Annotated in this window: 25 protein-coding genes and 1 tRNA gene; 21 read left to right on the top strand and 5 right to left on the bottom strand. The window is 64.8% G+C overall.

Features of this window, described 5'->3' with window-relative positions; genetic code table 11:
* Positions 1-160: 160 nt before the first annotated feature.
* From ACE3QP_RS02325 to ACE3QP_RS02305, 5 genes are read right to left on the bottom strand one after another with little or no spacing between them, the layout of a single operon-like run.
* Entirely contained in the window at positions 161-469 is a 309-nt protein-coding gene (locus ACE3QP_RS02325) for a cell division protein ZapA (protein WP_374433263.1), read from the bottom strand.
* A complete protein-coding gene (locus tag ACE3QP_RS02320) occupies positions 466-675 on the bottom strand; it encodes a DUF904 domain-containing protein (protein ID WP_374433262.1) in 210 nt (69 codons plus the stop codon). Before ACE3QP_RS02320 ends, ACE3QP_RS02325 begins: the two co-directional genes overlap by 4 nt.
* A gap of 31 nt (positions 676-706) precedes the next feature.
* Positions 707-1336, bottom strand: a complete 630-nt coding sequence (gene nth, locus ACE3QP_RS02315; protein WP_374433450.1) for an endonuclease III — start codon at positions 1334-1336, stop codon at positions 707-709.
* Between the two features lie 2 nt (positions 1337-1338).
* Positions 1339-1998, bottom strand: a complete 660-nt coding sequence (gene rsxB, locus ACE3QP_RS02310; RefSeq protein WP_374433260.1) for an electron transport complex subunit RsxB — start codon at positions 1996-1998, stop codon at positions 1339-1341.
* On the bottom strand, positions 1995-3278 hold the full coding sequence (locus ACE3QP_RS02305) for a polyhydroxyalkanoate depolymerase (protein ID WP_198109335.1): 1284 nt from the start codon (positions 3276-3278) through the stop codon (positions 1995-1997). Before ACE3QP_RS02305 ends, rsxB begins: the two co-directional genes overlap by 4 nt.
* A gap of 135 nt (positions 3279-3413) precedes the next feature.
* Here ACE3QP_RS02305 and uvrB point away from each other — a divergent pair, with 135 nt between their 5' ends.
* The 21 genes from uvrB to nuoF all read left to right on the top strand — a co-directional run bounded on the left by uvrB (position 3414) and on the right by nuoF (position 21723).
* Positions 3414-5507 (top strand): excinuclease ABC subunit UvrB, encoded by a 2094-nt coding sequence (gene uvrB / locus ACE3QP_RS02300; RefSeq protein WP_374433258.1) that lies wholly within the window; start codon positions 3414-3416, stop codon positions 5505-5507.
* Between the two features lie 114 nt (positions 5508-5621).
* Complete coding sequence (locus ACE3QP_RS02295) at positions 5622-6164, top strand: Rrf2 family transcriptional regulator (protein ID WP_374433256.1); 543 nt, start codon at positions 5622-5624, stop codon at positions 6162-6164.
* A gap of 4 nt (positions 6165-6168) precedes the next feature.
* Positions 6169-7386: an IscS subfamily cysteine desulfurase gene (locus ACE3QP_RS02290; RefSeq protein WP_374433254.1), complete on the top strand. Its 1218-nt coding sequence runs from the start codon at positions 6169-6171 to the stop codon at positions 7384-7386.
* A gap of 15 nt (positions 7387-7401) precedes the next feature.
* Positions 7402-7791 carry a Fe-S cluster assembly scaffold IscU gene (iscU, locus tag ACE3QP_RS02285; RefSeq protein WP_198109331.1) on the top strand — a complete coding sequence of 130 codons (390 nt, stop codon included), beginning with the start codon at positions 7402-7404 and terminating at the stop codon, positions 7789-7791.
* A 1-nt stretch (position 7792) separates the two neighbouring features.
* Positions 7793-8116, top strand: a complete 324-nt coding sequence (iscA, locus tag ACE3QP_RS02280) for an iron-sulfur cluster assembly protein IscA (RefSeq protein WP_374433252.1) — start codon at positions 7793-7795, stop codon at positions 8114-8116.
* 58 nt (positions 8117-8174) lie between these two features.
* Positions 8175-8702, top strand: a complete 528-nt coding sequence (hscB, locus tag ACE3QP_RS02275; protein WP_374433250.1) for a Fe-S protein assembly co-chaperone HscB — start codon at positions 8175-8177, stop codon at positions 8700-8702.
* Positions 8703-8705: 3 nt separating this feature from the next.
* A complete protein-coding gene (gene hscA, locus ACE3QP_RS02270; protein ID WP_374433248.1) occupies positions 8706-10562 on the top strand; it encodes a Fe-S protein assembly chaperone HscA in 1857 nt (618 codons plus the stop codon).
* Positions 10563-10904 carry an ISC system 2Fe-2S type ferredoxin gene (gene fdx, locus ACE3QP_RS02265; protein ID WP_374433246.1) on the top strand — a complete coding sequence of 114 codons (342 nt, stop codon included), beginning with the start codon at positions 10563-10565 and terminating at the stop codon, positions 10902-10904.
* 70 nt (positions 10905-10974) lie between these two features.
* Positions 10975-12009 carry a tRNA (adenosine(37)-N6)-threonylcarbamoyltransferase complex transferase subunit TsaD gene (gene tsaD, locus ACE3QP_RS02260; protein ID WP_374433245.1) on the top strand — a complete coding sequence of 345 codons (1035 nt, stop codon included), beginning with the start codon at positions 10975-10977 and terminating at the stop codon, positions 12007-12009.
* Positions 12010-12164: 155 nt separating this feature from the next.
* The gene (rpsO, locus tag ACE3QP_RS02255; RefSeq protein WP_198109325.1) at positions 12165-12434 is read left to right on the top strand and encodes a 30S ribosomal protein S15; all 270 of its coding nucleotides are present in this window, start codon (positions 12165-12167) and stop codon (positions 12432-12434) included.
* Between the two features lie 163 nt (positions 12435-12597).
* The gene (gene pnp / locus ACE3QP_RS02250) at positions 12598-14715 is read left to right on the top strand and encodes a polyribonucleotide nucleotidyltransferase (RefSeq protein WP_374433242.1); all 2118 of its coding nucleotides are present in this window, start codon (positions 12598-12600) and stop codon (positions 14713-14715) included.
* A gap of 4 nt (positions 14716-14719) precedes the next feature.
* Positions 14720-15715 carry an NAD(P)H-quinone oxidoreductase gene (locus tag ACE3QP_RS02245; protein WP_374433240.1) on the top strand — a complete coding sequence of 332 codons (996 nt, stop codon included), beginning with the start codon at positions 14720-14722 and terminating at the stop codon, positions 15713-15715.
* Between the two features lie 2 nt (positions 15716-15717).
* Positions 15718-16458 (top strand): triose-phosphate isomerase, encoded by a 741-nt coding sequence (gene tpiA, locus ACE3QP_RS02240; RefSeq protein WP_374433238.1) that lies wholly within the window; start codon positions 15718-15720, stop codon positions 16456-16458.
* 22 nt (positions 16459-16480) lie between these two features.
* Positions 16481-16891 carry a preprotein translocase subunit SecG gene (secG, locus tag ACE3QP_RS02235; protein ID WP_374433236.1) on the top strand — a complete coding sequence of 137 codons (411 nt, stop codon included), beginning with the start codon at positions 16481-16483 and terminating at the stop codon, positions 16889-16891.
* Between the two features lie 80 nt (positions 16892-16971).
* Positions 16972-17056 (top strand) — tRNA-Leu (locus tag ACE3QP_RS02230).
* 123 nt (positions 17057-17179) lie between these two features.
* A complete protein-coding gene (locus tag ACE3QP_RS02225) occupies positions 17180-17539 on the top strand; it encodes an NADH-quinone oxidoreductase subunit A (protein WP_198109320.1) in 360 nt (119 codons plus the stop codon).
* A gap of 3 nt (positions 17540-17542) precedes the next feature.
* Complete coding sequence (locus ACE3QP_RS02220; RefSeq protein ID WP_198109319.1) at positions 17543-18019, top strand: NADH-quinone oxidoreductase subunit B family protein; 477 nt, start codon at positions 17543-17545, stop codon at positions 18017-18019.
* Between the two features lie 11 nt (positions 18020-18030).
* Complete coding sequence (locus ACE3QP_RS02215; protein ID WP_374433233.1) at positions 18031-18636, top strand: NADH-quinone oxidoreductase subunit C; 606 nt, start codon at positions 18031-18033, stop codon at positions 18634-18636.
* Positions 18636-19901: an NADH-quinone oxidoreductase subunit D gene (locus ACE3QP_RS02210; RefSeq protein ID WP_374433231.1), complete on the top strand. Its 1266-nt coding sequence runs from the start codon at positions 18636-18638 to the stop codon at positions 19899-19901. The genes ACE3QP_RS02215 and ACE3QP_RS02210 overlap by 1 nt, the downstream gene beginning before the upstream one ends.
* Positions 19898-20389, top strand: a complete 492-nt coding sequence (nuoE, locus tag ACE3QP_RS02205) for an NADH-quinone oxidoreductase subunit NuoE (RefSeq protein WP_374433229.1) — start codon at positions 19898-19900, stop codon at positions 20387-20389. Before ACE3QP_RS02210 ends, nuoE begins: the two co-directional genes overlap by 4 nt.
* A 2-nt stretch (positions 20390-20391) precedes the next feature.
* The gene (nuoF, locus tag ACE3QP_RS02200; protein WP_374433228.1) at positions 20392-21723 is read left to right on the top strand and encodes an NADH-quinone oxidoreductase subunit NuoF; all 1332 of its coding nucleotides are present in this window, start codon (positions 20392-20394) and stop codon (positions 21721-21723) included.
* Position 21724: the final 1 nt, after the last annotated feature.

The raw sequence follows: 21724 nt of genomic DNA, 5'->3' as shown, positions 1-21724 counted from the left end.
CTGAACCCTAGGGGTACAGGTGGGCGAGGTCAGCCGGGCTTCGGGTTCATCTGACGCGAGACGATCACGCCCGCCGGGCATGTTCCAAGCCCTTGCTCGCGAGAGCATCGGTTCAAGGAAATAAAAACCCGCGCGAACGCAATGGACGGAGGTGATTGTGTCAGAGCAGATTGCCGTCTGAGGCCAGTGCCCGGTCCAGCCGCTGCAGCAAATCACCCAATTCCACCTCGCCGGTGGCGTCGGCACTGGCGCTGGGGGCGGCCGCCCGGGGCGTCTGCGCCAGTTGGTAGGCCAAGTTCAGTGCCGCCAGCACGGCGATGCGCTCGCGCGCGCGGATCTTGCCGGCGTCGCGAATGGCGCACATCTCCTCGTCGACCTGGGCCACTGCACGCTGCAGTGCGGCTTCGCCGCCTTCCGGGCAGGACAGCAGATAGCTCTGTCCCATGATGTTGACTTCGATCTGTTTCATGCCAGGGGCCCTTCGCCTTCTACCGGCAGGCGCTGCAGCAGCACATCGATGCGCTGGCGCGCGGCCGCCAAGCGCGAGCGCAGGCTGTCGCGTTCCTCACTCAGGCTCTTGAGCTGATCCAGCAGCAAGGCATTGGTACGGGCCAGCTCGTCGTGACGCACCAACAGGCGCTCAACGCGATCAACCAATTCGGGGAGCTGGGCCATGGCTGCAGACAGCGAAGGAAAGCCGGTGATTTTAGGCGCCGCGGCCGAGGTCACAGAGCGCGCGTACCTGGCATTGATCGCACAGCGGTCGGCGCGCCTGGCAGACATAGCGGCCGTGCAGGATCAGCCAATGGTGGGCGTGCAGCCGGTAGGGCGCCGGAATGCGCTTCAGCAGGCCCTGCTCGACCTCCAGCGGGTTCTTGCCAGGCGCCAGCCCGGTGCGGTTGCTGACGCGAAAGATGTGGGTGTCTACCGCCATCGTGGGCTCGCCAAAGGCGACGTTCAGCACCACGTTGGCGGTCTTGCGGCCTACGCCGGGCAGGGCCTCCAGGCTTGCTCGCTCCCGCGGCACGCGGCCGCCATGCTGCTCGACCAGGATGCGGCAGGTCTGCATCAGATGCCGGGCCTTGCTGCGGAACAGGCCAATCGTCTTGATGCAGTCCACCAACCCGGCCTCGCCCAGGTCCAGCATGCGCTGCGGCGTAGGTGCCAGGGCGAACAGGCGCCGCGTCGCCTTGTTGACTCCGACATCCGTGGCCTGGGCCGAGAGCAGCACTGCCACGAGCAATTCGAAGGTGCTGGCGTAGACCAGCTCGGTTTCCGGGTGCGGGTTGGCTGCCTGCAGCGTGGCGAAGAAGGCCTCGATGGCCGCTGGCTTCATCGTCATGGCGTGCGGGCGGCGCGTGCGCGCGCCTTGGCCAACGCCGCTTCCACCACGGCGCGCTTGCGCTCGGCTTCGCTCGGGGCCTTGAGCGCCCCGGCTAAATCCTGCAACTTGGCCTCGGCCTTGTGGGCCAGGCGTTCGGCCTGCCGGCGTTGAGCCTCGGCCTGCCGCTGTTGGTGATGCCGATAGCGCAAGCGCGAGTTGTGCGCTTGCTCGGCCGTCCAGGCCTGCCAGGCCATGCGGCCCGGTGTTACCGAGTCCATTCGGATGCAGTCCACCGGGCATACGGGCACACACAGCTCGCAGCCGTTGCAGGCCTCGGCCAGGACGGTGTGCATCTGCTTGGCGGCGCCCAAGATGGCATCGACGGGGCAGGCCTTGATGCACAGCGTGCAGCCGATGCACCAGTCTTCGTCGATGACGGCCAGCGCCCGCTCGGCCTCGATCCCGCAAGCCGCATCCAGCGGCAGTTCGGGCCGCTGCGTCAGCTGGCTGAGGCGGCGCACCCCTTCCTGACCACCAGGCGGGCAGCGGTTGATGGCGGCCCCTTCCTCCGCAATCGCCTGGGCATAGCGGCGGCAATCCGGGTAGCCGCAGCGCGTGCACTGCGTCTGCGGCAGCGCTGCGTCCAGCCGGTCGACCAGTTCGGCCAGGCTCATGCCTTGCGGCGCTGCCGCTTGACCGGCTCATCGCGTTGGCGGCGGTCGTGGGCAAGGATGAAGTCGCGGATCACGGGATAGGCCAGCTCGCGCCAGCGCCGCCCTGAGAAGATGCCGTAATGACCGGCTCCCTTGACGTCGAAGTGCTGCTGGTGCTCCTTGGGAATGCCAGTGCACAGCTCGTGCGCCGCGCGCGTCTGGCCGGCGCCGGAGATGTCGTCCAGCTCGCCCTCGACCGTCAGCAGCCCGCAACCACGGATGTCCTGCGGGCGCACGCGCTGACCGCGCACGTCCCAGGTGCCATTGACCAGAGCGAAGTCCTGGAACACGGTCTTGATGGTGTCCAGGTAGTACTCGGCTGGCAGATCGAGCACGGCGTTGTACTCGTCGTAGAAGTCGCGGTGGGAGTCCGCCGACTCCTCGTCGCCGCGCACCAGGTCGAGGAAGTAGTCGTAGTGGCTGCTGAGATGCCGCCCCGGGTTCATGGCGATGAAGCCGGTGTGCTGCAGGAAGCCTGGGTAGACCAGGCGGCCGGCACCGGGGAAATTGGTCGGCACGCGGTAGATGACGTTGTTCTCGAACCAAGAATAGCTCTTGTTCATCGCCAGGTTGTTCACCGCCGTGGGGCTCTTCCTGGCGTCGATCGGGCCGCCCATCATGGTCAGCGAGCGCGGCACGACGTCCTTATCGGTGGCTTGCAGGGACACCGCCGCCAGCACCGGCACGGTCGGTTGGCAGACAGAGATCACATGCACGTGGGCGCCAATGTGGCGGATGAACTCACGCACATAGTCGACGTAGTCATCCAGATGAAAGGCCCCCTTGTCGATGGGCACCATGCGGGCGTCGGTCCAGTCGGTGATGAAGACCTTGTGCTCGCGCAGCAGCTGGCGCACGGTGTCGCGCAGCAGGGTGGCGTGGTGGCCGGACAGCGGTGCGACCACCAGCACGGTGGGCTGGTCTTTCATGCGCGCCAGCTGTTCACCGTCATCAGTGAAGCGCTTGAAGCGCAGCAGGCGGCAGAAGTCCTTTTCGATGACGACCTGCTCCTGCACCGCCACGCTGATGCCATCGACATCCACGCGGTCGATGCCGAAGGGCGGCTTTTCATAGGCCTTGGCCAGCCGGTGCATCAGATCCAGGCTGGCTGCCACGCGCGGGGCCAGCGGGCCGTGGGCAAACGGGGACATCGGGTGGCTGTAGAGCTGCCCAGCCGCCGAGGCGAACTCGGCAAAGGGACTCAGCAGGGCGCGCTGCGCTTCATAAAGCTGATAAAGCATGGGGGCTAGCTCCGGAAACAGATGCTTGCATCTTGCCTGAAATGCTGCGCTGCAGCATGAATGATTTTGATCGAATTGATCAAAGCGAGGAGGGCTGCGCTAGGCTGACAGGTTTTCTGCCGTCATTGTCCGTTCATGCCGCAAGTCGAGGCTTCCGCTCCGCAAACAACCCAAGCGCCTGAGGTGCTGCCGGGCGAGTTTGTCAGTTTTGAGGGCTCGCCTTTCCAGCTCTTCCAGCCCTTCCCGCCGGCCGGCGACCAGCCCACGGCGATTGCCCAGTTGGTGGAAGGCGTCAACGACGGCCTGGCGTACCAGACCTTGCTGGGCGTCACGGGTTCCGGCAAGACCTTCACGATGGCCAATGTGATCGCCCGGCTGGGGCGTCCGGCGATCGTGTTCGCGCCCAACAAGACCCTGGCGGCCCAGCTATACAGCGAGTTCCGCGACTTCTTTCCCAAGAACGCGGTCGAATACTTCGTCAGCTATTACGACTACTACCAGCCCGAGGCCTATGTGCCGCAGCGCGATCTGTTCATCGAAAAGGACAGCGCGATCAACGAGCAGATCGAGCAGTTGCGACTTTCCTGCACGAAGAGCCTGCTGGAGCGTCGTGACGTGGTCATCGTGGCCTCGGTGTCGGCCATTTACGGCATCGGCAACCCGAGCGACTACCACCAGATGGTGCTGACCTTGCGCGTGGGTGACACGATCGGGCAGCGCGAGCTGATTGCTCAACTCGTGCGCATGCAGTACCAACGCAACGAGTTGGAGTTCACGCGCGGCCACTTCCGCGTGCGCGGCGACACGGTGGATGTCTTCCCGGCCGAGCACTCGGAGCTGGCGCTGCGCATCGAGCTGTTCGACGACGAAGTCGAGTCGATGAGTTTGTTCGACCCCCTGACCGGGCAGATCCGCCAGAAGCTGGCGCGCTTCACGGTGTATCCCGGCAGCCATTACGTCACCCCGCGCGAGCGCGTGCTGGTGGCGATCGACACCATCAAGGAAGAGCTGCGCCAGCGCGTTGGCGAATTCCTGAAGGACGGCAAGTTGGTCGAGGCCCAGCGGCTGGAGCAACGCACGCGTTTCGACATCGAGATGCTGCAGGAAGTGGGGCACTGCAAGGGCATCGAGAACTACACGCGCCACCTGAGTGGCGCCGCGCCGGGCGAGGCGCCGCCGACGCTGGTCGACTACCTGCCGCCCGACGCCTTGATGTTTCTGGACGAAAGCCATGTGCTGATCGGCCAGTTCGGCGGCATGTACAACGGCGACCGGGCGCGCAAGACGACCCTTGTTGAGTACGGCTTTCGCCTGCCTTCGGCCCTGGACAACCGGCCGCTCAAGTTCGAAGAATTTGAACGAAAAATGCGGCAGGCCATCTTCGTTTCGGCCACGCCGGCCGATTACGAAAAGCGCCAGGCCGGCCAAGTGGTGGAACAGGTGGTGCGCCCGACCGGATTGGTTGACCCGGTCGTCAGCGTGCGGCCGGCGACCCACCAAGTGGACGATGTGCTGGGTGAGATCCGCTTGCGCGTCGAGGCGCAGGAGCGTGTGCTCATCACCGTGCTGACCAAGCGCATGGCCGAGCAGCTGACCGACTACCTCGGTGAGAACGGCGTCAAGGTGCGCTACCTGCACTCGGATGTCGACACCGTCGAGCGGGTCGAGATCATCCGGGACCTGCGTCTGGGCATGTTCGATGTGCTGGTCGGCATCAACCTGCTGCGCGAGGGCTTGGACATCCCGGAGGTGAGCCTGGTGGCGATCCTGGATGCCGACAAGGAAGGCTTCTTGCGCAGCGAGCGCAGCCTGATTCAGACGATTGGCCGAGCCGCGCGCCACCTGAATGGCATGGCCATCCTGTACGCCGATCGGGTGACCGATTCGATGCGCCGTGCCATCGGTGAGACGGAGCGCCGGCGCGTCAAGCAGTTGGCGCACAACGCCGAGCATGGCATCACCCCGCGTGGGGTGGCCAAACGGGTGCGCGACCTGATCGACGGCGTGGTGTCCGACAAGGGCAAGGATCTGGTCGCCCCCGAGTTGCCGAGTGTCGAGGGACTCAGCGAGAAGGAAGTGGGCCGTCGCATTCAGCAGCTCGAAAAGCAGATGTACGAACACGCCCGCAACTTGGAGTTCGAGCAGGCGGCGCGCTTGCGCGACCAGCTGGCGCTGCTGCGCGAGCAGCTGCTGGGCGCCAGCAAGCATGATGTGGGGCTATCGGGCTGATAGCCCCATTCGAAGGCCGGCTCCGAAATAGACGACTAAAATGCTCGGCAATTACCTCGGGTTAGTCCTGATCGCAACTGTTTTGCTCAGGTATTCGGGGTTCAGGAGAGCAGGATGCGCCTCACCACCAAGGGCCGATTTGCCGTGACCGCCATGGTCGATCTGGCGCTGCGCGAGCACAGCGGCCCCGTCGCCCTGGCTGCCATCGCCCAGCGGCAGCAGATTTCCCTCTCTTACCTCGAACAGCTGTTCGGCAAGTTGCGCCGGGCTGAATTGGTGGAAAGCACGCGCGGCCCGGGCGGCGGCTACAAGCTGGGCCGCTCCAGCGCCACCATCACCGTGGCTGACGTCATCCTGGCCGTGGACGAGGCTCTGGATGCCACCGGCTGCGGTGGCAAGGAAAATTGCATGGGCCATGACACGGGCGCGTGCCTGACCCACGACCTGTGGACCCGCCTGAACGAGCGCATGCTGGATTACCTGCGCTCGGTCAGCCTCAAGCAGATCGTTGAGGAGCAGCGCGCCAAGGGCGTGGTGGTGGACGAGCCGCAGATCAGCTCGCTGAAGCGCGCCTTCTCGCCCTCGCCCGTTGCCAAACCCATCCGCGTCACCGCTCCGAATTCCGTTTTCGACCTCGGCACCGCGCTGAGCAAGTGAATCCATGACCCCTCATCTGCCCATTTACCTTGACTACGGCGCCACGACGCCGGTGGACCCGCGTGTGGTTGACGCCATGATTCCGTGGCTGCGTGAGCACTTCGGCAATGCCGCTTCCCGCAGCCACGCCTACGGCTGGGAAGCCGAGGCGGCCATCGAAAAGGCGCGTGAACAGGTGGCTGCGCTGATCGGAGCGGACCCGCGTGAGATCGTCTGGACCAGCGGGGCGACCGAGTCCAACAACCTGGCCATCAAGGGTGCCGCAGAGTTCTACAAGTCGCGTGGCAAGCACATTGTCACCGTCAAGACCGAACACAAGGCCGTGCTGGACACCTGCCGCGAACTGGAGCGACGCGGTTTCGAGGTGACCTACCTGGATGTGTTGCCCACCGGCCTGCTGGACCTGGATGTCTTCAAGGCGGCCATCAGCAAGCCGGGCACCATCCTGGCGTCTGTGATGGCGGTCAACAACGAAATCGGCGTGATTCAGGACATGACCGCACTGGGCAACCTGTGCCGTGACCTGGGCGTGATCTTCCATGTCGACGCGGCACAGGCGACCGGCAAGATGCCGATCGACTTGGCCACGCTGCCGGTCGACCTGATGAGCCTGGCGTCGCACAAGAGCTATGGCCCGAAGGGCATCGGCGCGCTCTATGTGCGCCGCAAGCCTCGCGTGCGTCTGGAGGCGCAGATGCATGGGGGCGGGCAGGAGCGCGGCATGCGCTCGGGCACGCTGCCGACGCACCAGATCGTCGGCATGGGTGAAGCCTTCCGCATCGCCCGCGAAGAAATGGGCACGGAGTTGGAGCGCGTCCGCATGCTGCAGCAGCGCCTCTTGAAGGGCCTGGCCACCATCGAGGAAAGCTACCTGAACGGCGACACCGAGCGCCGCGTGCCGCACAACGTCAATATCTCCTTCAACTACGTTGAAGGGGAATCCTTGATCATGGGTGTGAAGGAGCTGGCCGTGTCTTCGGGCTCAGCCTGCACCTCGGCCAGTTTGGAACCCAGTTATGTGTTGCGCGCGCTGGGCCGCTCGGACGAACTGGCGCATTCCAGTTTGCGCATGACCATCGGCCGTTTCACCACCGAAGAAGACATCGATACCGCCATCCGCCTGCTGCAGGATCGGGTGGCCAAGCTGCGCGAGCTCTCGCCCCTGTGGGAGATGTTCAAGGATGGCGTCGACCTCTCGACCATCCAGTGGACCGCGCACTGAACCAGGAGAACCAACATGGCATACAGCGACAAGGTCGTCGACCACTACGAAAACCCGCGCAATGTGGGCAGCTTTGACAAGGGCGATGCGGCGGTGGGCACCGGCATGGTGGGCGCCCCGGCTTGCGGTGATGTGATGAAGCTGCAGATCAAGGTCAACCCGGCCACCGGTTTGATCGAAGACGCGCGCTTCAAGACCTATGGCTGCGGTTCGGCGATTGCGTCGAGCTCGCTCGTCACCGAATGGGTCAAGGGCAAGAGCCTGGACGAAGCCACGCAGATCAAGAATTCCGAGATTGCCGAGGAGCTGGCTCTGCCGCCGGTGAAGATCCACTGCTCCATCCTGGCCGAGGACGCCATCAAGGCCGCCGTGGCCGATTACCGCGCCAAGCACAGCGGAGCCTGAAATGGCCATCACCCTGACCGAAGCAGCGGCCCGCCACGTCACCAAGTTTCTGGCCCGGCGTGGCAAGGGCGTGGGTGTTCGCCTGGGCGTCAAGACCACCGGCTGCTCCGGCTTGGCCTACAAGCTCGAGTACGCGGATGAAGTGGCGCCCGAGGACATGGTGTTCGAAGACCAGGGTGTCAAGGTCTTGATTGACCCCAAGAGCCTGGCCTATCTGGACGGTACCGAGCTGGACTTCGTGCGCGAAGGCCTGAACGAGGGCTTCAAGTTCCGCAATCCGCAGGAGAAGGACCGCTGCGGCTGCGGTGAGTCCTTCCGTGTCTGATCTCTCCATCGTCTGAAGCGGCGCGGCCCGAGGGCCGCGCCTTTTCTTTTCGCCCACCATGCAACTTGCTGCCCGCGACGACTTCGAGCTCTTCGGCCTGGAGCCGCGCTACCGGCTCGATCGTGCTGAACTGGATGCACGTTGGAAGCGCCTGGCCGCGCAGGTGCACCCGGACCGGCATCTGGGGCAGGGTGCTGCGGCGCAGGCTCAGGCCATGCAATGGGCGCTGCGTGTGAACGAGGCCTACCGTCGGCTGCGGGATCCGCTGCAGCGGGGGGCCTACCTGTGCGAACAGCGCGGCGCCCCCATCCAGGCCGAGAGCAACACCCATATGTGCATGGCCTTCCTGGGTGAGCAGATGGCATGGCGCGAGGCGCTCGATGAGGCGGACGAAGAAGCGGCCATCGACCAACTGCAGGCCCTCGTCAAACGCCGTCAGCACGGCCTGTTCGACACCGTGGCGCGCGAGCTGGACGACGCCGACGGCAGTCCCCAGCGTGCTGCCCAAGCCGTGCGCTCCCTGATGTTCGTGGCGCGCTTCCTGCAAGACATTGAGCGTCGTCGTGACGCCCTGTTTCCTCTCTGATCCATGGCCCTGCTGCAGATTTCCGAACCCGGCCAGTCCCCCGATCCGCATCAACGGCGCATCGCGGTAGGCATCGACCTGGGCACCACCCACTCCTTGGTAGCTGCGGTGCGCCACGGCCAGCCCGAGTGCCTGCCCGACGCGCAGGGCAAGGTCATCCTGCCCTCGGTGGTGCACTACCTGGGAGAAGGGCGCCGCCAGATCGGTGCGGCGGCCCTGGAACAGGCAGCCGAGGATCCGGCCAACACCATTGCGTCGGTCAAGCGCTTGATGGGGCGCCGTCTGGCCGATGTGCAGGAGGCCGCCAAGTTGCCCTACACGCTGGAAGACGGCCCCGGCATGGTGGGTGTGTTGACGCGCGAGGGACAAAAATCACCGGTCGAAGTCTCGGCCGAGATCCTGGCCACGCTGCGCCAACGCGCCGAGGACAGTTTTGACGACCTGCTGTATGGCGCCGTCATCACCGTGCCGGCCTATTTCGACGATGCCCAGCGCCAGGCCACCAAGGACGCCGCCGAACTGGCCGGCCTGAAGGTGCTGCGCCTGATCAACGAGCCCACCGCGGCGGCCATCGCCTATGGCCTGGACCATGCCTCCGAAGGCCTCTATGCCGTCTACGACTTGGGTGGTGGCACCTTCGATGTCTCGCTCCTGCGTTTGGCGCGCGGCGTCTTTGAGGTGGTGGCCACGGGTGGCGATGCGCAGCTCGGTGGCGACGACTTCGACCAAGCCCTGGGCGACTGGGCATTGACGCGGCAGGGTCGCGAAACCCGCAGCGCCGCCGACCGCCAGCGCCTGCGTGCGGCGGCGCGCCTGGCCAAGGAGGCCCTTTCCGCGGAACAGTCGGTGGAGCTGCGCGCCGAGCTGGACGACGGCCCCCTGATCCAGCGCGTCGAGCGCGCCGAGTTCGAAGCTTGCACCAGGGCCCTGGTGGATCGCACGCTGTCGGTGGTGCGCCGGGTATTGCGCGATGCCGATGTCGCGGCTGACGAGGTTCAGGGCGTGGTGATGGTGGGTGGCTCGACGCGCATGCCGGTGGTGCGCACCCGGGTCAGCCAGCTGTTCGGGCGCGAGGTATTGACCGATTTGAACCCTGACGAGGTGGTGGCGCTGGGCGCGGCCGTGCAGGCTAACGCGCTGGCCGGCAACGCGCCCGACGGTGAGCTGCTGCTGCTGGACGTGATCCCGCTCTCGCTCGGCTTGGAGACCATGGGCGGTCTGGTCGAGCGCATCGTCGAGCGCAATGCCACGCTGCCGGTGGCCAAGGCGCAGGACTTCACCACCTTCAAGGACGGCCAGACCGCCCTGGCCCTGCATGTGGTGCAGGGCGAGCGCGAGTTGGTCAGCGAATGCCGCTCGCTTGCGCGCTTCGAGCTGCGCGGCATCCCGCCGATGGCGGCTGGGGCGGCGCGCATCCGAGTCAGCTTCCAGATCGATGCCGATGGGCTGCTGTCCGTTTCGGCGCGCGAGTTGGTCTCGGGCGTGGAGGCGGCTATCAGCGTCAAGCCCAGCTACGGCCTGAGCGACGAGCAAGTTGCCGCCATGTTGCGTGATGGCTTTGCCAGCGCGCAGGTGGACCGCGAGGCGCGCCAGTTACGCGAAGCACGGGTGGAGGGCGAGCGAATGTGCATGGCGCTGGAGGCGGCGCTGACGGCCGATGGCGATTTGCTGTCGGCCGACGAGCGTGCGACGTTGGATCAAGGCCTGGGCAGCTTGCGCCAAGCCATGGGGCAGGGCGCCGCGGCTGAAATCGATGCCGCCGTGCAAGCCCTGGCCAAGATCTCCGAAGGATTCGCCGCTGCGCGTATGAACCGCAGCATCCAGCAGGCCCTGGCGGGCCGCTCGGTCGAGGAAATCTGAATGCCCACCATCACCATCCTGCCCCACCCCGAGTACTGCCCCGACGGCCGCCAGGTCAGTGCGCCGGCCGGTACCTCGATCTGTGAGGCCTTGCTGGATAACGGCGTGGAAATCGAGCACGCCTGCGATCAGGTCTGCGCCTGCACCACCTGCCATGTCGTCGTGCGCAAGGGTTTTGCCTCGCTTTCCGAAATGGAAGAGAACGAGGAGGACATGCTGGACCGTGCCTGGGGCCTCGAGGCCGATTCGCGCCTTTCTTGTCAGGCCATCATTGGTCGAGAAGACCTGACAGTCGAGATCCCGCGCTACTCGATCAACCACGCGAAAGAGAAGAAGTCGTGAACGCCGCACGGCCGCTCCGAAGGTGTTTGCGCCCCATTGGGCGTGCGACGCAAGGCGCCTGGGGGGCTGAATGAGTTGGCGGGTCCTGGGCATCGAGTCCAGCTGCGACGAGACCGGGGTGGCGGTGGTGGAGTGCAGCCCAGGCGCCCCGCCGCGCCTGCTGGCGCAGGGGCTGCATAGCCAGATCGCCATGCACCAGGCCTATGGCGGCGTCGTGCCTGAGCTTGCCTCGCGCGACCACATCCGCCGCGTGCTGCCGCTCACGCGCCAGGCGCTGGCCGAGGCCGGGCTGGCCTTGGCTGATCTGGATGCGATTGCCTACACGCAAGGGCCCGGCTTGGCCGGCGCCTTGCTGGTGGGGGCGGGTACCGCGGTGGCCTTGGCTGCCAGCCTGGGGCTGCCGGCCCTGCCGGTGCATCACCTGGAAGGGCATTTGCTCTCGCCTTTCCTTTCCGCCGATCCGCCCGAGTTTCCGTTTGTCTGCCTGTTGGTCTCTGGAGGCCATACGCAGCTGATGCGGGTGCAGGGGGTGGGTGAGTACGAGTTGCTCGGTGAAACCATTGACGACGCCGCTGGCGAGGCCTTCGACAAGAGCGCCAAGCTGCTGGGATTGCCTTATCCAGGGGGCCCTCATCTGTCGCGTCTGGCCGAGCGGGGCAGGGCAGATGCCTTCCTGCTGCCGCGCCCGCTGCTGCACAGTGGCGATCTGAATTTCAGCTTTGCCGGCCTGAAAACTGCTGTGCTGACGCAGGCCCGCAAGCTGCCCGTGGGCGATGCGCAGGCGCAGGCCGATCTGGCGGCATCCACCCAGGCCGCGATCGTCGAAGTGCTGCTGCGCAAGAGCCTGGCGGCTCTCAAGCTGACGGGCCTGAAGCGCTTGGTAGTCGCCGGCGGCGTGGGGGCGAACCAGCGCCTGCGCGAGCAACTGAATGAAGCCTGCCAGCGCCGCGGCGTGCGCGTGCACTACCCGGAGCTGGCCCTGTGCACCGACAACGGCGCCATGATTGCGCTGGCCGCCGCCATGCGCTGGCAGAGTCAGGTGGCGGATGCCCAGCCCGTCTACAGCTTCGAGGTACATCCCCGATGGCCGTTGGCGATGGTCTGATACACTCCGCAGGTTTTGCGCCAGCCAGGTGCAGAGCCGTCGCAAGGCGCATCGCACGACGAGGGTCGGTTTCACTCTCGCTCGCAAGTCCAACCCCGGAAACCGCTCGACCCGACCGCAGGTTTGGCGACGGCTTTCCAACACCAGGAAACACCATGTCCGTCGCCGATCTGAACAAAGCCGACATCGTCAAGGCCCACGCCCGTGCCGCCAACGACACCGGCAGCCCCGAAGTGCAAGTTGCTCTGCTGACCGCCCGCATCAACGAGCTGACCCCTCACTTCAAGGCCAACCCCAAGGACCATCATGGCCGCCGCGGCCTGCTGAAGATGGTCAATTCGCGCAAGCGCCTGCTGGCCTATCTGAAGAGCCGTGACAGCGCCCGCTACGTTGAGCTGATCAAGAAGCTCGGCCTGCGCAAGTAAGCACCCCTTGAGAGAGCCTGCCCCGCAGGCTCTTTCTCCATCCCGCCGGAGACCCGCAACCCGTGATCGCGTGTGCCATTCCAAAGCCGCTGCGTGCAGTGCCTTTGGAATGACATGGCGAACGGCTTGCCGAGCCCGGCTCTTTTCCTTCTAGGAGCCATTCATGACCATGTTCCAAAAAGTCAGCAAGACCTTCCAATGGGGATCGCACACCGTCACGATGGAGACGGGTGAGATCGCCCGCCAGTCGACCGGCGCCGTGCTGGTCAACATCGACGACACCGTCGTGCTCGCCACCGTCGTGGCGCGCAAGGAAGCTAAGGCCGGCCAGGACTTCTTCCCCCTGACCGTCGATTACATCGAGAAGACCTATGCGGCCGGCAAGATTCCCGGCAGCTTCTTCAAGCGCGAGGGCCGCCCGAGCGAGCTCGAGACCCTGACCAGCCGTCTGATCGACCGTCCGATCCGCCCGCTGTTCCCGGAAGGCTTCTTCAATGAAGTCCAGGTCGTCATCCACACCCTCAGCCTGAACCCCGAGGTGCAGGCCGACATCGCCGCCATGATCGCCACCAGCGCGGCGCTGTCGGTGTCGGGTATTCCGTTCAATGGTCCGATCGGTGCGGCCCGTGTCGGCTACATCAACGGTGAATACGTGCTGAACCCCGGCAAGACCGAACTGGCCAACAGCAAACTCGACCTCGTGGTTGCTGGCACCGAAGCCGCCGTGCTGATGGTGGAGTCGGAAGCCGACCAGCTCAGCGAAGAGGTGATGCTCGGTGCGGTGGTGTTCGGCCACGAGGCGGGCAAGACCGCCATCAATGCCATCCACGAACTGGTTCGTGAAGCCGGCAAGCCGAGCTGGAACTGGACCGCCCCGGCCAAGAACGAAGAGTTCATCGCCAAGGTCACCCAGTTGGCCGAGGAAGCACTGCGCGCCGCCTACCAGATCCGCAGCAAGCAGGCCCGTACCGAGGCTTGCCGTGCTGCCTATGCCAACGTGAAGTCCGCGCTGAAGGAAGCTGGCGCCGAGTTCGACAGCGTCGAGGTCGATAACCTGCTGTTCGAAATCGAGGCCCGCATCGTGCGTAGCCAGATCCTCAACGGCGAGCCGCGCATCGACGGTCGTGACACGCGCACCGTGCGCGCCATCGAGATCCGCAGCGGCCTGCTGCCGCGTACCCACGGTTCGGCCCTGTTCACCCGTGGCGAAACCCAGGCCCTCGTGGTCACCACCCTGGGCACGGACCGCGACGCGCAGATCATCGACGCGCTGGCCGGTGAATTCAGCGACCGCTTCATGCTGCACTACAACATGCCTCCTTTCGCCACCGGCGAGACGGGCCGCGTGGGCAGCCCCAAGCGCCGCGAAATCGGCCACGGCCGTCTGGCAAAGCGCGCGCTGATGGCCGTGCTGCCCAGCAAGGAAGAGTTCCCCTACACCGTGCGCGTGGTCTCGGAAATCACCGAGTCCAACGGCTCGTCGTCGATGGCCTCGGTCTGCGGCGGCTGCCTGGCCATGATGGACGCCGGTGTGCCGCTGAAGGCGCATGTGGCTGGCATCGCCATGGGCCTGATCAAGGAAGGCAACCGCTTTGCCGTGCTGACCGACATCCTGGGTGATGAAGATCACCTCGGTGACATGGACTTCAAGGTGGCCGGCACCAACGGCGGCGTCACGGCGCTGCAGATGGACATCAAGATCCAGGGCATCACCAAGGAAATCATGCAGGTCGCCCTGGCTCAGGCCAAGGAAGCCCGCCTGCACATCCTGGGCAAGATGGTCGAGGCCGTGGCTGGAGCGAACACCGAGGTCTCCGACTTCGCGCCGCGCCTCTACACCATGAAGATCAATCCCGAGAAGATCCGTGACGTGATCGGCAAGGGCGGCGCCACCATCCGCGCGCTGACTGAAGAGACCGGCACCACGATCGACATCGGCGACGACGGCACCATCACCATCGCTTCCACCGATGCAGCCAAGGCCGAGCTGGCCAAGAAGCGCATCGAGGACATCACCGCCGAGGCGGTGATCGGCAAGGTCTATGAAGGCCCGGTCGTCAAGATCCTCGACTTCGGTGCCCTGGTTCAGATCCTGCCGAACAAGGATGGCTTGGTGCACATCAGCGAGATTGCCCATCGCCGCATCGACAAGGTCACCGATGTGCTGAAGGAAGGCGAGATCGTCAAGGTCAAGGTGCTGGACACCGACGAGAAGGGCCGCGTCAAGCTGTCCATCAAGGCCCTGGTCGATCGGCCGGCTCCGGCCCCTGCGCAGGAGTAAGACCTTGCGAGGCATTGGCTTTGCGCAGCCCGGTGGTCCCGAGGTGCTCACCCTGGGTGAGCACCCGGAGCCTCAGGCTGGCGCGGGCGAATGCCTGATTCGCGTGGTGGCTTCGGGCGTCAATCGCCCCGATGTGCTGCAACGCAAGGGCCTGTACCCGCCGCCGCCGGGTATCAGCCTGCTGCCAGGCTTGGAGGTTGCTGGATTCATCGAGTCCGGTGACGCCGACGCCCTGCAGGCGGCCGGTTTGTCGGTTGGTGACGCCGTCTGCGCCCTGGTGGCGGGTGGGGGCTATGCCGAGCGCTGTATGGCGCCGATTGCGCAGTGCCTGCCCGTGCCGGAGGGCTGGAGCCTGGTGGAAGCTGCCGGGCTGCCAGAGACCTGCTTCACCGTCTGGTCGAATCTGTTCGATCAAGGGGGGCTGCGGGCGGGTGATCGCGTGCTGATCCACGGCGGCTCCAGCGGCATCGGCGTGAGCGCGATCCAACTGGCCAAGGCGTTTGGTGCCCAGGTCTGGGTCACGGTGGGCCATGCCGACAAGACCAAGGCCTGCCTGGCCCTTGGGGCGGACGGGGCCATCAATTACCGCGAACAGGACTTTGTCGCCGAAGGTCTGCGTGCGACCCAGGGGCAAGGCTTTGACCTGATCCTTGACATGGTGGCGGGCCCCTATATCGCCCGCGACCAGCAGGTGTTGGCCGAAGAGGGGCGTCTGCTGGTGATTGCCGTGCAGGGCGGAACCAAGGCCGAGCTGGATGCAGGCACCTTGTTGCGCAAGCGTCAGCGCATCAGCGGCAATACCTTGCGCAGCCGCCCGGCAGCCTTCAAGGCCGCGATCGCGGCGCAGCTGCGCGCCAAGGTCTGGCCCCTGCTGGCACAAGGCGCCGTGCGCCCGGTGATCCATCGGGTCTGGCCTGCGGCGCAAGCGGCCGAAGCGCACCGCGAACTGGAGGCTGGGGCACATGTCGGCAAGCTGGTGCTGTCCTGGCAAGGAGATTGAAGATGCAACGCAAGAAATTGGTAGTTGGCAACTGGAAAATGCATGGCGGCAAGGGCTTCATTGAGGCGCTGCTGGCCGAGCTGAAGGGCCGCGGCCCGTGGCCCAGTGATGTGGTGGTCTGTCCGCCCGCGCTCTACCTGCCGCAGTGCGAGCAACTGCTTGCCGGTACCCCTATTGCCTGGGGCGCGCAGGACGTGTCCGCGCACAACGGACAAGGGGCCTACACCGGTGAAATCTCGGCCACCATGCTGAAGGAGTTTGGCGCGCGCTACGCCATCGTGGGACACAGCGAGCGCCGCAGCTACCACGCCGAGAATGACCAATTGGTGGCGGCTAAGGCCAAGGCGGCGCTGGCACAGGATCTGACTCCCATCGTCTGCGTGGGCGAAACTCGTGCCGAGCGCGAGGCCGGTCATACCGAGGCGGTGGTCCAGCGTCAGCTGGGTACCCTGATCCGCAACCTGGGCGCTCGCATTGGCGAGGTGGTCGTGGCCTACGAGCCGGTTTGGGCTATTGGTACCGGCCTGACGGCGAGCCCGGAGCAAGCCCAAGACGTGCATGCCCGACTGCGCCAACAACTGCTCGCCGCGACCCCTGCGGCAGCGCAGATGCGCATCCTGTACGGCGGCAGCGTCAAGCCGGACAACGCCGCGCAGCTGTTTGCTCAACCCGACATCGATGGCGGGCTGATCGGTGGAGCGGCCTTGAAGGCGGCTGACTTCGACGCGATCTGCCGAGCCTGAACCCAAAGAGGAGAACCTGACGATGCAATTCCTGATGAATCTGTTGCTGGTGGTGCAGTTGCTGAGTGCGCTGGCGATGATCGGCTTGGTGCTGGTTCAGCACGGCAAGGGCGCCGACATGGGGGCCTCTTTTGGTGCGGGCGCCTCGGGTACCTTGTTCGGTGCCACTGGCAGCGCCAATGTGCTGTCCAAGTCGACCGCCATCTGTGCCACGCTCTTCTTCGTATGCACGCTGTTCTTGGCCTACTTTGGCAATGCGCGCACTAGCGCGGGGACGGACAAGGGCTCCTTCCTGGATGCCCCGGCTGCCGTGGCCTCGCAACCGGCGCAGACGGGTGCCGCCGCCATTCCCGGGCTCGCTGCACCGGCCGCCAACGTGGCCTCGGCTCCGGCTGTTGTTGCGTCGGAAGCGTCGGCCCCTGCAAAAGACTAAATTTTCGCTATAGAATGCGAGGCTGTTCGCTGCAGACCAAACCTCAATGGTCCGTGCAACGCGGCGAATAGTGAAAACAAGCGGTCGTGGTGAAATTGGTAGACACGCTATCTTGAGGGGGTAGTGGCGAAAGCTGTGCGAGTTCGAGTCTCGCCGACCGCACCAAATTCCAGCGGCAATCTCTCGATTGACGAATCGCAAAGACGGGCGCTTAGCAATACCAGCCAAGCGCCCGTTTTCGTTTCTAGCGCGTAACATGCCGCGGTTTTTTGCCCGGCAGACATGACCATGAGTTTGGAACAGTACCTCCCTGTCATCCTTTTCATCCTGGTCGGTGCCGCCGTCGGCGTCATCCCCCAAGTGCTCGGCGCGCTGCTGGGCCCGCATCGCCCTGATGCGGCAAAGAACTCCCCTTACGAATGCGGCTTCGAGGCCTTTGAAGACGCGCGCATGAAATTCGATGTGCGCTATTACCTCGTGGCCATTCTGTTCATCCTGTTTGACCTGGAAATTGCCTTCCTGTTCCCGTGGGCCGTTGCGCTCAAGGAAATCGGACCGACGGGCTTCTGGGCCATGATGGTTTTCCTCGGCATCCTCGTCGTCGGCTTTGCCTACGAGTGGAAAAAGGGCGCGTTGGACTGGGAATAAGCAATGGGTATTGAAGGCGTTCTCAAGGAAGGCTTCGTCACCACCTCGGTCGACAAGCTGATCAATTGGTCCAAGACCGGTTCGCTCTGGCCGATGACCTTCGGCCTGGCCTGCTGCGCGGTGGAAATGATGCACGCCGGTGCGGCGCGCTATGACATCGACCGCTTCGGCATGCTGTTCCGCCCGAGTCCGCGCCAGAGCGATCTGATGATCGTGGCGGGCACGCTGTGTAACAAGATGGCGCCGGCGCTGCGCAAGGTCTACGACCAGATGGCCGAGCCCCGCTGGGTGCTGTCGATGGGCAGCTGCGCCAATGGCGGTGGCTACTACCACTACAGCTATTCGGTGGTGCGCGGCTGCGATCGCATCGTTCCCGTTGATGTCTACGTACCGGGCTGTCCGCCCACCGCCGAGGCGTTGCTCTATGGCGTGCTGCAACTGCAAGCCAAGATCCGCCGCGAAAACACGATTGCCCGCTGAAGGCACAGCCGATGAGCGTTACCCCTTGTTTGGACCGGCTGGAAACCAGCCTCAAGAATGCGCTCGGTGAGCGCATCCGCAAACTGACCCGGGCCTTGGGCGAGATCACCGTGGAAGTGGCTGCGGCCGATTACTACGCTGCCGCCAAGACCCTGCGCGATCACTCCGAGCTGCGCTTCGAGCAGTTGATCGACCTCTGCGGCCTGGATTACTCCAGCTATGGCAACGCCGCCTGGGAAGGCCCCCGTTTTTGTGTGGCGTCGCAGTTGCTGTCGGTCAGCTTGAACCAGCGTGTGCGGCTGAAAGTGTTCGCGGCCGACGATGACCTGCCCCTGGTGGCGTCCGTCACGCCTCTGTGGACCTCGGCCAACTGGTTCGAGCGCGAAGCCTTCGATCTCTACGGCATCTTGTTTGATGGCCATGAGGATCTGCGCCGCATCCTCACCGACTACGGCTTCATCGGCCACCCGATGCGCAAGGACTTCCCGGTGTCGGGTCACGTCGAAATGCGCTATGACGCCGAACAGCGCCGCGTGATCTACCAACCCGTGTCCATCGAACCGCGTGAGATCACGCCGCGCGTGATCCGCGAAGACCACTACGGGGGTCTGAACTGATGTCCGAAATCAAGAACTACACCCTCAACTTCGGCCCCCAGCACCCGGCAGCGCACGGGGTGCTGCGCTTGGTCCTGGAGTTGGACGGCGAAGTGATCCAGCGCGCCGATCCGCACATCGGCCTGTTGCACCGCGCCACCGAAAAGCTGGCGGAGAGCAAGACCTACATCCAGTCGCTGCCCTACATGGACCGCCTGGACTACGTCTCGATGATGTGCAACGAGCACGCCTACTGCCTGGCCATCGAGAAGATGCTGGGCTTGGAGGTGCCACTGCGCGCCCAGTACATCCGCGTGATGTTCAGCGAGTTGACCCGCCTGCTGAACCACCTGCTCTGGCTGGGCTGCCACGGTCTCGACTGCGGCGCGATGAACATCTTCATCTACGCCTTCCGCGAGCGCGAAGACATCTTCGATATGTACGAGGCGGTGTCGGGCGCGCGGATGCATGCGGCCTACTTCCGTCCGGGCGGCGTCTACCGCGACCTGCCGGACGTGATGCCGCAGTACCAGGCCAGCAAGGTTCGCAACGCCAAGACCATGGCCAAGCTGAACGAGAACCGCAAGGGCTCGCTGCTGGACTTCATCGAGGACTTCACCAAGCGCTTCCCGGCCTGCGTAGACGACTACGAGACCCTGCTGACCGACAACCGCATCTGGAAGCAGCGCACCGTGGGCATCGGCGTGGTCACGCCGGAGCGCGCGCTGAACCTGGGCTTCACCGGCGCCATGCTGCGCGGCTCGGGTATCGCCTGGGATCTGCGCAAGCAGCAACCCTACGACTGCTATGCGGACCTTGACTTCGATGTGCCGGTGGGTGTCAACGGTGACACCTATGACCGCTATCTGGTGCGCATGGAAGAGATGCGCCAGAGCAACCGCATCATCCAGCAGTGCGTGGCCTGGCTGAAAGCCGACTCGGCAAAGGGCGCAGGCCCTGTCATCACAGACAACCACAAGGTGGCGCCGCCGGCTCGCGAGTCCATGAAGTCGAACATGGAAGAGCTGATTCACCATTTCAAGCTCTTCACCGAGGGCTTCCGCGTGCCTGCGGGCGAGGCCTATGCCGCGGTGGAGCATCCGAAGGGCGAGTTCGGCATCTACATGGTCAGCGACGGCGCCAACAAGCCGTACCGCCTGAAGATTCGCGCCCCCGGCTTCGCGCATTTGGCGGCGCTCGACGAGATGAGCCGCGGCCACATGATTGCGGACGCAGTGGCCATCATCGGCACCATGGACATCGTGTTCGGCGAGATCGATCGATGAGCAGCTACACCTTGAGTGACGCGACGCGCGCCCGTTGGGACCGCGAAGTCGCCAAATACCCTGCGGAACAGAAGCAGTCGGCCGTGATGGCCTGCCTGTCCATCATCCAGCAGGAAGAAGGCCATGTCTCGCGTGAATCCGAGGAGGTGCTGGCGGCCTATCTCGGCATGGCGCCGATTGCGGTGCACGAGGTCACGACCTTCTACAACATGTACAACCAGCAGCCGGTCGGCAAGTTCAAGCTCAACGTCTGCACCAACCTGCCTTGCCAACTGCGTGGTGGCCAGCAGGCGCTCGAGCATGTACTGAACAAGCTGGGTGTGGAAGCCGGAGGCACCACGGCCGACGGCCTCTTCACCGTGCAGCAGTGCGAATGCCTGGGGGCTTGTGCGGATGCTCCGGTGATGCTGGTCAATGACCGCCAGATGTGCAGCTACATGAGCCACGACCGGCTCGACGAGCTGCTCGACGTGCTGAAGAAGGCCTGAGCATGATCGACCTCTCCAAATTCCAGAGTACGGGCGACCTGACCTGCTTCCATGGCCGCCACATCCAGCCGCAGATCTACGCCGATCTGAACGGCAAGAACTGGGGCCTGAAGGACTACGAGGCCCGCGGGGGCTATGCGGCGCTGCGCAAGATCCTCGCGGCCGAGGGCGGTATGACGCCCGAGCAGGTGATCGCCGAGGTCAAGGCCTCGAGCCTGCGCGGCCGTGGCGGCGCCGGCTTCCCCACCGGCCTGAAGTGGAGCTTCATGCCGCGCCAGTTCCCGGGTGCGAAATACCTGGTTTGCAACTCGGACGAAGGCGAGCCAGGCACCTGCAAGGACCGCGACATCCTGATGTTCAACCCGCACTCGGTGATCGAGGGCATGGCCATCGCGGCCTACGCGATGGGCATCAGCGTGGGCTACAACTACATCCACGGCGAAATCTTCGAGGTCTACGAGCGCTTTGAGGCCGCCCTTGAGGAGGCCCGCGCTGCTGGCTTGCTGGGCGACAAGATCCTCGGCTCCGGCTTCAGCTTCCAGCTGCACGCCCATCACGGCTTCGGCGCCTACATCTGCGGCGAAGAAACCGCGCTGCTCGAATCGCTGGAAGGGAAGAAGGGTCAGCCGCGCTTCAAGCCGCCTTTCCCGGCCAGCTTCGGCCTGTACGGCAAGCCGACGACGATCAACAACACCGAGACCTTCGCCGCAGTGCCCTGGATCGTCCGCAACGGCGGCCAGGCCTACCTTGAGGTTGGCAAGCCGAACAACGGCGGCACCAAGATCTTCTCGGTCAGTGGTGATGTCAACCGACCCGGCAACTACGAGGTGCCGATGGGAACCCCGTTCAGCACCTTGCTGGAGCTGGCGGGTGGCGTGCGCACCGGTCGCACGCTCAAGGCTGTGATCCCGGGCGGTTCGTCGGCCCCAGTGCTGCCAGCCGACGTGATGATGCAATGCACGATGGACTATGACTCCATCGCCAAGGCGGGTTCCATGCTGGGTTCGGGCGCCGTCATCGTGATGGACGACTCGCGCTGCATGGTGAACTCGCTGCTGCGCCTCTCCTACTTCTACATGCACGAGAGCTGTGGCCAGTGCACGCCCTGCCGTGAAGGCACGGGCTGGATGTGGCGGGTGATCGAGCGCATTGCGCACGGCAAAGGCCGTCCGGAAGACATCGACCTGCTGAACAGCGTGGCCGACAACATCCAGGGCCGCACCATCTGCGCGCTGGGCGATGCCGCCGCCATGCCGGTGCGCGCGATGCTCAAGCACTTCAAGCACGAATTCGTGCAAATGATCGAAGCCGCCAACGCGAAGAAGGCCGCCTGAG

It is taken from the genome of Inhella sp. (assembly GCF_041912635.1).
Classification (GTDB): Bacteria; Pseudomonadota; Gammaproteobacteria; order Burkholderiales; family Burkholderiaceae_C; genus Inhella.
The sequence above is the reverse complement of the archived record's forward strand: the minus strand, read 5'-3'. Positions and strand labels throughout refer to the sequence as shown.

Coding starts and splice junctions, on each gene's coding strand:
- ACE3QP_RS02325 (WP_374433263.1), bottom strand. CDS start 469: ATGAAACAGATCGAAGTCAACATCATGGGACAGAGCTATCTGCTGTCC.
- ACE3QP_RS02320 (WP_374433262.1), bottom strand. CDS start 675: ATGGCCCAGCTCCCCGAATTGGTTGATCGCGTTGAGCGCCTGTTGGTG.
- nth (WP_374433450.1), bottom strand. CDS start 1,336: ATGAAGCCAGCGGCCATCGAGGCCTTCTTCGCCACGCTGCAGGCAGCC.
- rsxB (WP_374433260.1), bottom strand. CDS start 1,998: ATGAGCCTGGCCGAACTGGTCGACCGGCTGGACGCAGCGCTGCCGCAG.
- ACE3QP_RS02305 (WP_198109335.1), bottom strand. CDS start 3,278: ATGCTTTATCAGCTTTATGAAGCGCAGCGCGCCCTGCTGAGTCCCTTT.
- uvrB (WP_374433258.1), top strand. CDS start 3,414: ATGCCGCAAGTCGAGGCTTCCGCTCCGCAAACAACCCAAGCGCCTGAG.
- ACE3QP_RS02295 (WP_374433256.1), top strand. CDS start 5,622: ATGCGCCTCACCACCAAGGGCCGATTTGCCGTGACCGCCATGGTCGAT.
- ACE3QP_RS02290 (WP_374433254.1), top strand. CDS start 6,169: ATGACCCCTCATCTGCCCATTTACCTTGACTACGGCGCCACGACGCCG.
- iscU (WP_198109331.1), top strand. CDS start 7,402: ATGGCATACAGCGACAAGGTCGTCGACCACTACGAAAACCCGCGCAAT.
- iscA (WP_374433252.1), top strand. CDS start 7,793: ATGGCCATCACCCTGACCGAAGCAGCGGCCCGCCACGTCACCAAGTTT.
- hscB (WP_374433250.1), top strand. CDS start 8,175: ATGCAACTTGCTGCCCGCGACGACTTCGAGCTCTTCGGCCTGGAGCCG.
- hscA (WP_374433248.1), top strand. CDS start 8,706: ATGGCCCTGCTGCAGATTTCCGAACCCGGCCAGTCCCCCGATCCGCAT.
- fdx (WP_374433246.1), top strand. CDS start 10,563: ATGCCCACCATCACCATCCTGCCCCACCCCGAGTACTGCCCCGACGGC.
- tsaD (WP_374433245.1), top strand. CDS start 10,975: ATGAGTTGGCGGGTCCTGGGCATCGAGTCCAGCTGCGACGAGACCGGG.
- rpsO (WP_198109325.1), top strand. CDS start 12,165: ATGTCCGTCGCCGATCTGAACAAAGCCGACATCGTCAAGGCCCACGCC.
- pnp (WP_374433242.1), top strand. CDS start 12,598: ATGACCATGTTCCAAAAAGTCAGCAAGACCTTCCAATGGGGATCGCAC.
- tpiA (WP_374433238.1), top strand. CDS start 15,718: ATGCAACGCAAGAAATTGGTAGTTGGCAACTGGAAAATGCATGGCGGC.
- secG (WP_374433236.1), top strand. CDS start 16,481: ATGCAATTCCTGATGAATCTGTTGCTGGTGGTGCAGTTGCTGAGTGCG.
- ACE3QP_RS02225 (WP_198109320.1), top strand. CDS start 17,180: ATGAGTTTGGAACAGTACCTCCCTGTCATCCTTTTCATCCTGGTCGGT.
- ACE3QP_RS02220 (WP_198109319.1), top strand. CDS start 17,543: ATGGGTATTGAAGGCGTTCTCAAGGAAGGCTTCGTCACCACCTCGGTC.
- ACE3QP_RS02215 (WP_374433233.1), top strand. CDS start 18,031: ATGAGCGTTACCCCTTGTTTGGACCGGCTGGAAACCAGCCTCAAGAAT.
- ACE3QP_RS02210 (WP_374433231.1), top strand. CDS start 18,636: ATGTCCGAAATCAAGAACTACACCCTCAACTTCGGCCCCCAGCACCCG.
- nuoE (WP_374433229.1), top strand. CDS start 19,898: ATGAGCAGCTACACCTTGAGTGACGCGACGCGCGCCCGTTGGGACCGC.
- nuoF (WP_374433228.1), top strand. CDS start 20,392: ATGATCGACCTCTCCAAATTCCAGAGTACGGGCGACCTGACCTGCTTC.